Genomic DNA, 10,799 nt, shown 5'->3' on the forward strand with positions numbered 1-10,799 from the left:
CCGCCGCTGCGGGGCTGGTGTGGGGCGCGGCGGGTTGGGGCCGGGGGGGTCCGCCGGGGGGCGGGGCGGGGGGGCGCGGGCCGGGGGGGGGGGGGGGCCCCGGCCGCCCCCCCCCCCCTGACCCTGGCCGCCCTGCTGCTGTACGGGTGGCTGCCTGCGGTCGTCATCAGCCTGGCCGTCGTCGTCCTGGTCGGCGCGGCCCGGCGGCACCGCTGGCGACAGGCCCTGCTGCACGGCGCCGTGGACATCCTCGGCATCGGCGCCGCCGGCCGGGCCCTGGCGGCGCTCGGCACCATCCCCTCGGTGGAGCACCCCTGGCGCCCCGCCGCGTGGAACCTGTACGTCATCCCGCAGATCGCCCTGGTCGCCTTCGCCTACCTGCTGGTGACCCGGGCCCTGCACTGGTACACGATGGCCCCGCGCGGCGGCGGCCTGCGCACCGTCGTGCGGACCGCCATCGTCCGCCAGGCGCTGGTCGGCATCGCGCTGCTGGGGATCGCGCCGCTCATCGTCGTCGTCGGCGTGCACACCCCGATGCTGCTGCCGCTGTTCGCGGTGCCGCTGATAGCGCTGGACTCCACGCTGTGGATCGCCCGGGTGCGCGCCGAGGAACAACTGCGCGACCCGCTCACCGGCCTGCCCAACCGCCAGTGGCTCCTGGAACGCACCTGGTCGGCGCTGGACGAGGCCGAGCGGGCCGGCACCCGGTCGGCCCTGGTCCTCATCGACCTCGACCGCTTCCGCTCCGTCAACGACACCCTGGGCCACCTCGCCGGCGACCGGCTGCTGTTGCAGATCGCCGAGCGGCTGCGGCTCGCGCTGCCGCGCGGCGCGGAGGTGGCCCGGCTCGGCGGCGACGAGTTCGCCGTACTGCTGCCCACCGCCGACTCCCTCACCAGCGCCCAGCGCGCCGCCCGCTCGCTGATCGCCGCCCTCGGCTCACCGCTCGACCTGGACGGGCTCACCCTGGTCCTGGAGGCCAGCGCGGGCGTCGCCGTCTTCCCCGACCACGCCATAGACGCGGAGGGCCTGCTGCGCCGGGCGGACGTCGCGATGTACCAGGCCAAGCGGGACCGCAGCGGCACGGAGGTGTACGAGGCGCGCCGCGACGGCAACACGCCCGACCGGCTCGGCCTCCTCGGCGACCTGCGCCGCGCCCTGGACGCCGGCGACGTGGAACTGCACTACCAGCCCAAGGTCGGCTTCGACGGGCACGTCGCCGGTCTTGAGGCGCTGGTGCGCTGGGTCCACCCGGACCGGGGGAAGGTGCCGCCGGACGAGTTCATCGCGATGGCCGAGAGCTCGGGCCTGATGCCCAAGCTGACGGAGTACGTGTTGGAGACGGCGCTCGGCCAGGTCGCCGAGTGGCGGGCGGCGGGCCTCGACGTGCCGGTCGCGGTGAACGTCTCCCCGCGCGACGTGCACACCCCCGGCTTCGCCGGCGCGGTCGCTGCCCGGCTGGCCAGGCACGGCGTACCGCCAGGGGCGCTGCAACTGGAGATAACCGAGCACGTCCTGTTGGAGGACCCGCAGCGGGCCGCCGACACCATGGCCGGGCTGACCGGGCACGGGGTCAAGATGTCGCTGGACGACTTCGGCACCGGCTACTCCTCGCTGGTCCACCTGCGCCGGCTGCCGGTGAGCGAGTTGAAGATCGACCGGTCGTTCGTGGCCCGCCTGGTGGTGGACAACGAGGATGCGGAGATCGTCCGCTGCACCCTGGACCTCGCCCACTCGCTGGGGTTGCTGGTCGTCGCTGAGGGCGTGGAGGACGACGAGACCTGGGAGCGGTTGCGCGACCTGGGCTGCGACGCGGTGCAGGGGTGGCTGGTCGCCGCGGCGATGCCGCCCGAGGAGACGACGGCCTGGCTCAAGCTCCGGGGCAAGAGCGGCTGGCAGCGCGAGGCCGAGCGGGCCCAGGTGCGGTCGGCGCCGACGGCGGAAGTGGCCGTGCCGGCGCCGGCCGAGGAGAAGGCTCCCGCCGCGACGGTGAGCAAGGAAGCGGACCAACCGGTGACATAGCCGTCACATCGGTTGTTGCCGCAACGTTTTGCCTGCGGTCGGCGGCCCGGCGGGTCCATCGACCCGCGGCTGGCGCCCGTAGCGGCCCCGTGCACGGTTCGACGCAGGGCCGGCCGCGAGCCCGCTCACGGCCTGGGCCCGCCCCGTCTGGCCGGTCTGCCCCCGGGCCCCGTAGCGGGGCTGTACGCGCCGCTGGGCGGGCGTGGGCGTCCTGTGGGCGCCGTGGGGCGGGGACGGCGCAAGGCCCCGGCTGCCGAGGGCGGTGGCGCTGTTAGTGCCCCCCCGGCCGTCGGGGCGGTGGCGCCGGCGTTAGCGCGCGATGAGGCGCTCGACCAGTTCCGGAACCCACTCCACGTACTCGACCTCGGCTCCGTCGGCGTGGCGGGCGTAGAGGAAGCGTCCGGTGGGGCTGGGGGCGACGGGGGTGGTGAGCGTGGCACCGGCGGCGGTGAGGGTCGCCCGGCACGCGTCGAGGTCCGAGACGACCACGGTGGCCGAGGCGTGCGCGTACTTCGCCCGCTCCTCGGCCGGCCCGGCGATGACGAGGAAGTCGCCGATGGCGGCCAGTTCGACGGCCTCGAAAGCGAGCCGCAGATCGGGTTCGGCGCCGGTCAACTCGCGCAACAGCGGCAGCGCGCGGTCCAGGTCGTCCGTCCACAGCCGGGCGTACGTCTTGAGGATGCTCATGGGTCTCCCCGTCCTGGGCGACCGTCTCCGCGGCAGGCGGGCGACGGCGGCCGTTCACGATCACGTGCGGTCAGTCGAAACGGTAGGGACGTATGTTCTGACGTGGAAGAACGCACTTTTTGGTGAGAGAGGAACGCCATGGGAACCGAGCACGCCGGCGGCCCGCCCCCAGGCCCCGACGTGGCCCCCACGGACCTCACCCACGCTGACCCCACCCCCCCGGACCGCACCGGCCCCGCCCCCCGGCACGTCGGCTCCGTGCGCGCCGACCCCGCGCGCGTAGAGCCGAGGTACGCCGACCGCCCGCACGGCGATCCGGGGCACGACGATCCGAGGCGCGGCGATCTGCACCGCACCGGCTCGCTGGCGCGCGAGATCTTGGGCGCGGTGGCCAACAAGTGGGCGCTGCTGGTCATCAACACGCTGGGCGAGCGGACGCTGCGCTTCACCGAGTTGCACGCCGAGGTGGACGGCATCAGCCACAAGATGCTCACCCAGACCCTGCGCCACTTGGAACGCGACGGCGTGGTGCACCGGACGGTGCACCCCACGGTGCCGCCCCGGGTGGAGTACCGGCTCACCGCGCCCGGCCAGGCGCTGCGGACGACGGTCAACAGCATGTGCGCCTGGACCCGCCACTACCTGGACGAGATCGAAACGGCCCGCCACCGCTTCGACGCCGGCCCCGGCCCCGGCCCGAACCGGGGTGCCCGCACGGCGACGGGCTGATGCGCGGCAGGGACGACGGGGCAGAGGGGGGCTCCGGTGTGCCCCGTACGGTGCGCAGCCCCCTGCTCCGTGGGATTGATCGCCCCGTGCCCCGTACGTACAGTGCGCGGCCCCGTGCCCCGTACGGGAATGTCGCCCCGCCCCGTGGGCCCGTGCCCCGTGGGCCCCTCGCGCGCGCGGGCGCGACGCGCCCCGTACGAGGCAGGCCGCCCCACTCCGCGCTCGGCCCCACCGGCTCCGGGTCAGTCGCAAGGCCCGGCCCCGCCCCGTACGCGTACCCGCGCGCACCCGCTCGCGCAGTCGCCCGCTCCGGGGTTGACGCGGACGTGAGGGGGCCGCGTGGGTGGGGCGGTGGGAAGCGCTTCGTCGGGGGCGGGGCGTGGCGCATAGGATTGGGCGGGCGTCACGGCTCGGTGTGCGGGGCTCTCTCGGCCCCGTACCGCTGGTTCCGGCCCGCGACGCCGGCCCGGACCCGAGCCGGAACCCGGACGCCGCAGACCCACGAACCCAGCCAAGCCAAGAACCGAAGCCCAGAACCCAAGCCAAGAACCCAGAGGATCGCTGCATGCCTGGCATCACGCGCGAGGAGGTCGCCCACCTCGCTCGGCTGTCGCGTCTTGAGCTGAAGGACGAAGAGCTCGACCACTTCGCCGAACAGCTCGACGTGATCATCGGCGCGGTCGCCCGCGTTTCCGATGTCGCCTCCGAGGACGTCCCCCCGACCTCCCACCCGCTGCCGCTGACCAACGTCATGCGGCCGGACGAGGTCCGCCCGTCGCTGACCCCGCAGGAGGCGCTGTCCGGCGCCCCGGCGCAGGAGCAGCAGCGTTTCAAGGTTCCGCAGATCCTGGGGGAGGAGTGACCGCCGTGCCGGGTACCACCGAATTGATCAAGCTCACGGCGGCCGAGACCGCCGCCAAGATCGCCGCGGGCGAGGTGACCGCGGTGCAGGTCACCGAGGCCCACCTGGCCCGGATCGCCGCGGTCGACGAGAAGGTGCACGCCTTCCTGCACGTGGACCGCGAGGGCGCGCTCGCCCAGGCCCGCGCCGTGGACGAGAAGCGCGCCCGGGGCGAGGAGCTGGGCCCGCTCGCCGGCGTGCCGCTGGCGCTGAAGGACATCTTCACCACCAAGGGCGTGCCGACCACCGTCGGTTCCAAGATCCTCGAAGGTTGGATTCCGCCGTACGACGCCACGCTCACGCAGCGGCTGAAGGCCGCCGACGTGGTCATCCTCGGCAAGACCAACATGGACGAGTTCGCCATGGGCTCGTCCACCGAGAACAGCGCGTACGGGCCCACCGGCAACCCGTGGGACCTGACCCGCATCCCCGGCGGCTCCGGTGGCGGCTCGTCCGCCGCGCTCGCCTCGTACCAGGCGCCGCTCGCGATCGGCACCGACACCGGTGGTTCGATCCGCCAGCCCGCGGCCGTCACCGGCACCGTCGGCGTCAAGCCGACCTACGGCGCCGTCTCGCGCTACGGCATGGTCGCCTTCTCCTCCTCGCTCGACCAGGGCGGCCCGTGCGCCCGCACGGTGCTGGACGCCGCCCTGCTGCACGAGGTCATCGCCGGCCACGACCCGCTGGACTCCACCTCCATCGACGCCCCGGTGCCGTCCGTGGTGGCGGCTGCCCGCGAGGCGGACGTGCGCGGGCTGCGCGTGGGCGTGGTGAAGGAGTTCGGCGGCGAGGGCTACCAGGCCGGCGTGATGCAGCGCTTCAACGAGTCCGTGGAACTGCTGCGCGAACTCGGTGCCGAGGTCGTTGAGGTCTCCTGCCCGTCCTTCGACCGGGCGCTGGCCGCGTACTACCTGATCGCGCCCTCCGAGTGCTCCTCCAACCTGGCCCGCTTCGACGCCATGCGCTACGGCATGCGCGTCGGCGACGACGGGACCCGCTCGGCCGAGGACGTCACCGCGCTGACCCGCGAGGCCGGTTTCGGCGACGAGGTCAAGCGCCGCATCATGCTCGGCACCTACGCCCTCTCGTCGGGCTACTACGACGCGTACTACGGCTCCGCGCAGAAGGTTCGTACGCTCATCACGCGCGACTTCGAGCGCGCCTTCGCCACCGTCGACGTGCTGGTCTCGCCGACCACGCCGACGACCGCCTTCCCGATCGGGGAGCGCGCGGACGACCCGATGGCGATGTACCTGGCCGACCTGTGCACCATCCCGGCCAACCTGGCGGGGAACGCCGCCATGTCGCTGCCCTGCGGCCTCGCGCCGGAGGACGGGCTGCCGGTGGGGCTCCAGATCATCGCGCCCGCCATGGCCGACGACCGGCTCTACCGGGTCGGCGCGGCCGTCGAGGCGGCGTTCGTCGAGCGCTGGGGCCACCGTCTGCTGGAGGAGGCGCCGTCGTTGTGAGCGCCAACCCCGTGAGTGTCGCGCGCACGCCCGCTGGGCCGCGCCCGACTACGACATCCGCCCCGCTGCACCCTGCGGGCGGGGAAGCGAAGAGGAGCAGCCTGTGAGTGGCAAGCTGGAGAAGGCCAAGGGGTTCAAGAAGTCCAAGCCCGGCCTCTACCTTTCCATCGGTACGACGCTGTTCGGCGCGGTGAGCATCATCAAGCAGGGCAAGAAGGCCCGCGTCGAGAACGACACGCTGCAACTCGTGGACGCCGTGGTCTCCGCCGCGGCCATCGCCACCGGTGTCGCCCTGCTCTTCCGTGAGCTCAAGCGGCTCGGCGACGACGACGTCCTGCTGGGCTGAGAGGTTAGTTTTCCGTGACCGTCACTGAACTGGTGTCGTACGAGGACGCGCTGACCACCTACGACCCCGTCATGGGGCTTGAGGTGCACGTGGAACTCGGCACCAAGACCAAGATGTTCTGCGGGTGCTCCACCACCCTGGGTGCCGAGCCGAACGCGCAGACCTGCCCCACCTGTCTCGGCCTGCCCGGCTCGCTGCCGGTGGTCAACGCCATCGGCGTCGAGTCCGCCATCAAGATCGGCCTCGCCCTGCACTGCGAGATCGCCGAATGGTGCCGCTTCGCCCGGAAGAATTACTTCTATCCGGACATGCCGAAGAACTTCCAGACCTCGCAGTACGACGAACCGATCGCCTTCAACGGCTACCTGGACGTCCAACTGGAGGACGGGGAGGTCTTCCGGGTCGAGATCGAGCGCGCCCACATGGAGGAGGACACCGGCAAGTCCACCCACGTGGGCGGCGCCACCGGCCGCATCCACGGCGCCTCGCACTCGCTGCTCGACTACAACCGGGCCGGCATCCCGCTCATCGAGATCGTCACCAAGCCGATCGTCGGAGCGGGCGAGCGCGCACCCGAGGTCGCCAAGGCGTACGTCGCCGAGCTGCGCGAGCTGATCAAGGCGCTCGGCGTCTCCGATGCCCGGATGGAAATGGGCCAGATGCGGTGTGACGTCAACCTCTCGCTGCGCCTCAAGGGCGTCGAGAAGTTCGGCACCCGCTCGGAGACCAAGAACGTCAACTCGCTGCGCTCCGTCGAGCGCGCCGCCCGCTTCGAGATCCAGCGGCACGCCGCGGTGCTCTCCGGCGGCGGCACGATCGTGCAGGAGACCCGCCACTTCCACGAGGAGGACGGGTCCACCACGGCCGGCCGGATCAAGGAGGAGGCCGAGGACTACCGGTACTTCCCCGAGCCCGACCTGGTGCCGGTGGCGCCGTCCCGTGAGTGGGTCGAGGAACTGCGTGCCGGCCTGCCCGAACTGCCGCGGGTGCGCCGCAACCGGCTGCGCGAGGAGTGGGGCATCTCCGAGCACGAGATGCAGTCGGTCCTCAACGCGGGCGTCATCGACCTGATCACCGCCACCATCGAGGCGGGCGCCGACGCGGCGGCGGCCCGCAAGTGGTGGATGGGCGAACTGGCCCGGCGCGCCAACGAGGACGGCATCGACCCGGCGGCGCTGCCGATCACCCCGGCCCAGGTGGCCCGGGTCGCGGCGCTGGTCGCCGAGGGCGCGCTCAACGACAAGCTGGCCCGCCAGGTCATCGAGGGCGTGCTCGCGGGCGAGGGCGACCCGGACGTGGTCGTCGACAAGCGCGGCCTGAAGGTCGTCTCCGACGAGGGCGCGCTCGGCACCGCCGTGGACGAGGCCATCGCCGCCAACGCGGCCATCGCGGACAAGATCCGCGGTGGCAAGGTCGCCGCGGCGGGCGCGCTGGTGGGCGCCGTCATGAAGGCCACCCGCGGCCAGGCGGACGCGGCCCGGGTGCGCGAACTGATCCTGGAGCGGCTCGGCGTGACGGAGTAGCGTCCACGGTCGCCCGCGGGCGGCGTGCGGGATGTTGTGTACGAGGTGGGCCCCGCCGGGGGGGGGGGGGCCCGCGGGGGGTTTTGGGGGGGCGGGCGGGGGGGGGGGTGGGGGGGGGGGGGGGGTGGCGGGGGGGGGGGGTGGGGGCGGCGCGGGGCGGGGCGCCGAGGGGGGGGGGGGGGGGGGGGGGGGTTGGGTGGGGGGGGGGGGGCCGGGCGGGGGGGGCGGGGGCCACTCGTGGTTTATGGGGCGCGCGTACGGGGCTGGCTGTGCGGTACGGGGCGGCTTCGCGCGCGGGGGCGTACGGGGCTGCGCGGTACGGGGCCCATTCGCGCGCACGAGGCCGTACGGTACGGGGCCGCTCCGCGCGGGGGCGTACGAGTGGTGGTGAACTCCGGGGCGGTCACCGACTGGGCCGCTTCGCGGGCGGGCGCGCCCGAGCCTCGCCGGCAGGGTCCGGGCCGCCGAGGACGGCCGCTTCGCGCGCGGGGGCGTACGGTGCCGGGCGCGGCCCTGTGGCGCACCGACGGGGCCGGCCCGACGGGGCCCGCTACCGCACGCCGATGACGATCGCGAGCGGGCCGTTGCGCTCCGTCGGCTCGTCCGGGTCGCTGACGAGTTCCTCGCCCAGGTACAGGCGCCCGCGCGCGTACTGGACCTGACCGCCGGCCTCGAACGACGCCTCGGTGTCGCGGCCTTCGGGGCCGTTGCGCAGCAGCAGGGTCTTGCGGTGGCTGCGCGGATCGATCCGCCAGACGGCGCCGCCGTCACCACCCAGCGTCGTCTCCTGATAGGCGAGGACGGAGCCGTCCGCGTCCAGCCCCAGGACGCGCAGGTTCGCGTCGGGGGAGCCGGGCGTGCGGCCGGCCTCCTTGCCGGTGCCGAGGGCGAAGGCGACGACCTCGTTCATGGTGGCGGCGTCCACGTCCTGCTCCGTGGCGAGGAAGACCGCGTCCGCCTCCTTGCTCACGGCCAGCTCCGTACAGCTCTCCACGACCGACGGCTGGCAGTCCACCTCGTACCGGTCGCCGCCCACCGCGATCGTGCTGCGCACGGTGGCGCGGGCGGCGCCGTCGTCGATGGCCAACAGGTCGGTGACACCGGTGGCCTGCTTGCGCTCGTCCTCGATGCCGAGGGCGAGCGGAGCGGTGGAGAGCACGTGCAGGTACTCGATGCCCTTGGCCACCTGGTACGTGGAGCGGGCCTGCCGGGTCTTCGGGTCGAGCGTCTGGACGTCGACGGTGGGCGTGGAGATGTCGCCGCAGTGGCGCACCGCGACCAGCCTGGCGCCACCGCCGTACCCCACGTCGCGGCAGTCCGCGTCCTCCTCCGGCTTCCACAGCGCTGCCCCGTCGAGCGACCAGGCGGCCCCGCCGTCGGAGCCGCCCGCCGCCACCGTGCCGCCGCCCACCGTCACCTCGTCGAACATCACCCGGTGCCCGTACTCGCCGGTGACCTCATGCTGCCAACGTAATTTCCCCTGTCGTAGGTCGAGCAGCCCGATCTGGGTGCACACCGGATTGTCCCGATCGCCGCCGTGGAACAGCACCGGGGTCAGCCCATCGGGCGTGACGTGCGGCGTGGTCCCACATATTTCGCCGCCCAACGGTATTTCCCATTGCACGGCACCACCCGCCAGTGGATATCCGGTGACCTTTTTGACGCCGGCCTTCACGAAGTGCCGGTCGGTCGTCCACAGGCCCTCCACCTTGACCAGGTCCTTTCCCACCTTCGGTGTCGGAATCTCGCTGAGAATGCGGGCCTGCGGGGCCTTCTTCCCGCCCGCGTCGGAGGAGGTGTCACCGCTGGCGGCGAACCATATGCCACCGGCCACCAGTGCGATGGCGGCCAGGGCCCCCATGACGAGGGAGGCCGTACGGTTCCTGCGCCGCCGCCCGCCGCGCCCGGGTCGTCCGGGGCCGCTTGCCGGGCCTCCGCTGCTGGCGTGGGTGGTGCCGGGGGCGCCGGACGGGGCCGGGTTGACGGTGGGGTACGGGGCTGTGCCCGGGCGTGGAGTTGGGCTCGGGTACGGGGCCGCGCCCCGATGTGGGGCGGCCGTGTCGGGATACGGGGCCGCGCTGCTGGGGTGCGGGGTTGTGCCCTGGTGCGGGGCCGCGCCGGGGGGCGTGGCGTACGGGCCGTTGGGGTGCGGTGGCCCGGGCGGTGGCGGGTAGCCGTAGCCGGCCGGCGGCTGGTGTGGCGGCGGGCCCGGCGGAGGGGGCGGCTGGGTCATGGGTGTTCCCCTAGGTCGGACACGGGGTGCCGTACGCATTCCCCCCGCATGACCAGGGGCGGCCTGAAATCCCCAGGAAAAGAAGCGAATCGGAAAGGGTGTCCGTTATTTCTCGGTCAACTGGCAGTGCAATTGCGGGATTTCTTTCTATCACCCACGACTGACAGTGCCCGAAGTGCCCGAGCTGGGTTCGGGGGAATCGGGGGCAGTGGGGCCTCTTTCAGGTGTTTTCTGAACGCCCGCGACAACGTTTTCGCGTTCTTTTGTGAGGAGTCAGAGAGAGGGGCTTAATGGGAGAAGCGAGGGGGTTAGGGGGGCAGAGGAGTGCGGGAAGTGGGAATAAGAGAAATAGAGGGAAGGGGGAGGGAAATGAGGGAAGGGGCGCGTATGGGGGAGTCGGTCGGGCACTCTGCGCCGCCCTGCCCGCCGCCCTGCGCTCCGGGGAGTGGGGTGGGCGCTTGCGCGCCGCAGGGGGAGCCTGTGGTCGCCCGATCGGTGGGTGCCTTGGGTGGCGGCTGCGCTCGCCCACTGCCGTGACCGGCTGCGGTCGCCCTGGGGGCGTGGGTTGCTGGTCGGTCGGGCGCTTGGCTCGGTGGCCCGAGGTGGTCGGGTCCGTGGTTGGTCGGCTGGCTTGGGGGCCGGCTGGTCGGGGGTTGGCCGTGCCTGGTGACCGGTCGGGCTCGGTGACGGGGGGCGATAGTTGGCCGGGCGGCAGAGCAGAGGAGCGCAGGACGGGGCGGGCCGGGGCGGGTGGTCGGTCGCCGTACGTCGGGCCCCGTCCCGCCGCCGCGGGGCCCCGGCCGCGGGGGGGGGGCGGGGGCGGCCCGCCCCCCCCCCCCCCCCCCCCGGGGGGGGGGGGGGGGGGGGGGGTGGCAGACAGCGCGCCCCC

10 protein-coding genes are annotated in these 10,799 nt (G+C 73.5%); 8 read left to right on the forward strand and 2 right to left on the reverse strand.

The window, feature by feature from the left end:
* The coding region (locus tag AAHZ94_RS19325; RefSeq protein ID WP_349994220.1) for a putative bifunctional diguanylate cyclase/phosphodiesterase at nt 1–2,022 on the forward strand (2,022 nt) is incomplete at its 5' end.
* Between the two features lie 309 nt (nt 2,023–2,331).
* Here the strand turns inward: AAHZ94_RS19325 and AAHZ94_RS19330 are convergent.
* Nucleotides 2,332–2,709, reverse strand: a complete 378-nt coding sequence (locus AAHZ94_RS19330) for a VOC family protein (protein WP_349994221.1) — start codon at nt 2,707–2,709, stop codon at nt 2,332–2,334.
* Between the two features lie 345 nt (nt 2,710–3,054).
* Here AAHZ94_RS19330 and AAHZ94_RS19335 point away from each other — a divergent pair, with 345 nt between their 5' ends.
* From AAHZ94_RS19335 to AAHZ94_RS19360, 6 genes are all read left to right on the forward strand, one after another.
* On the forward strand, nt 3,055–3,438 hold the full coding sequence (locus AAHZ94_RS19335; RefSeq protein ID WP_349994228.1) for a winged helix-turn-helix transcriptional regulator: 384 nt from the start codon (nt 3,055–3,057) through the stop codon (nt 3,436–3,438).
* A 565-nt stretch (nt 3,439–4,003) separates the two neighbouring features.
* Nucleotides 4,004–4,300, forward strand: coding sequence for an Asp-tRNA(Asn)/Glu-tRNA(Gln) amidotransferase subunit GatC (gene gatC, locus AAHZ94_RS19340; RefSeq protein ID WP_187060759.1), 297 nt, complete (start codon nt 4,004–4,006; stop codon nt 4,298–4,300).
* Between the two features lie 5 nt (nt 4,301–4,305).
* Nucleotides 4,306–5,808: an Asp-tRNA(Asn)/Glu-tRNA(Gln) amidotransferase subunit GatA gene (gene gatA / locus AAHZ94_RS19345; protein ID WP_349994222.1), complete on the forward strand. Its 1,503-nt coding sequence runs from the start codon at nt 4,306–4,308 to the stop codon at nt 5,806–5,808.
* A gap of 103 nt (nt 5,809–5,911) precedes the next feature.
* The gene (locus AAHZ94_RS19350; protein ID WP_349994223.1) at nt 5,912–6,154 is read left to right on the forward strand and encodes a hypothetical protein; all 243 of its coding nucleotides are present in this window, start codon (nt 5,912–5,914) and stop codon (nt 6,152–6,154) included.
* A gap of 14 nt (nt 6,155–6,168) precedes the next feature.
* A complete protein-coding gene (gene gatB / locus AAHZ94_RS19355; protein WP_349994224.1) occupies nt 6,169–7,677 on the forward strand; it encodes an Asp-tRNA(Asn)/Glu-tRNA(Gln) amidotransferase subunit GatB in 1,509 nt (502 codons plus the stop codon).
* A gap of 31 nt (nt 7,678–7,708) precedes the next feature.
* A complete protein-coding gene (locus tag AAHZ94_RS19360) occupies nt 7,709–8,068 on the forward strand; it encodes a hypothetical protein (RefSeq protein ID WP_349994225.1) in 360 nt (119 codons plus the stop codon).
* Nucleotides 8,069–8,227: 159 nt separating this feature from the next.
* On the opposite strand, the gene AAHZ94_RS19365 is transcribed toward AAHZ94_RS19360, so the two are convergent.
* On the reverse strand, nt 8,228–9,511 hold the full coding sequence (locus tag AAHZ94_RS19365) for a hypothetical protein (RefSeq protein WP_349994226.1): 1,284 nt from the start codon (nt 9,509–9,511) through the stop codon (nt 8,228–8,230).
* 1,099 nt (nt 9,512–10,610) lie between these two features.
* Between AAHZ94_RS19365 and AAHZ94_RS19370 the strand changes: the two genes are divergently transcribed.
* Nucleotides 10,611–10,799: hypothetical protein (locus tag AAHZ94_RS19370; RefSeq protein WP_349994227.1), on the forward strand; the 189-nt coding region annotated here is incomplete at its 3' end.

It is taken from the genome of Streptomyces sp. HSW2009 (genome assembly GCF_040240285.1).
Taxonomy (GTDB): Bacteria; Actinomycetota; Actinomycetes; order Streptomycetales; family Streptomycetaceae; genus Streptomyces.

Coding starts and splice junctions, on each gene's coding strand:
- AAHZ94_RS19330 (WP_349994221.1), bottom strand. CDS start 2,709: ATGAGCATCCTCAAGACGTACGCCCGGCTGTGGACGGACGACCTGGAC.
- gatC (WP_187060759.1), top strand. CDS start 4,004: ATGCCTGGCATCACGCGCGAGGAGGTCGCCCACCTCGCTCGGCTGTCG.
- AAHZ94_RS19360 (WP_349994225.1), top strand. CDS start 7,709: ATGTTGTGTACGAGGTGGGCCCCGCCGGGGGGGGGGGGGCCCGCGGGG.